The 286-nt window shown below is 32.5% G+C and carries 1 pseudogene; it reads right to left on the bottom strand.

Annotated elements, in window-relative coordinates:
- A pseudogene (locus LDP10_RS03460) lies at positions 1-286 on the bottom strand (tryptophan synthase subunit beta); the annotation flags it as partial.

Here is a 286-nt window from a genome sequence, read left to right as displayed (position 1 = left end):
TTAATTAATTTTAAAGCATAAACTAAAGCATGTGCAGATTCTAAAGCTGGTATAATACCTTCTTTTTCAGATAAAGTTTGGAAAGCTGTTAGTGCTTCTTGATCTGTGATAGAGACATAATTCGCACGACCGACATTTTTTAACCATGCGTGTTCAGGACCTACTGAAGGAAAATATAATCCAGCAGAAATAGACCATGATTCTTTAATTTGACCTTCTTTTGTTTGAATCAAAGGAGCTTTCATACCAAAATATATTACTATTCTACCTAATTTTAAAGCAGCTC

This window comes from Buchnera aphidicola (Pemphigus obesinymphae), assembly GCF_026122815.1.
Lineage (GTDB): Bacteria > Pseudomonadota > Gammaproteobacteria > Enterobacterales > Enterobacteriaceae > Buchnera_C > Buchnera_C aphidicola_BJ.
The sequence above is the reverse complement of the archived record's forward strand: the minus strand, read 5'-3'. Positions and strand labels throughout refer to the sequence as shown.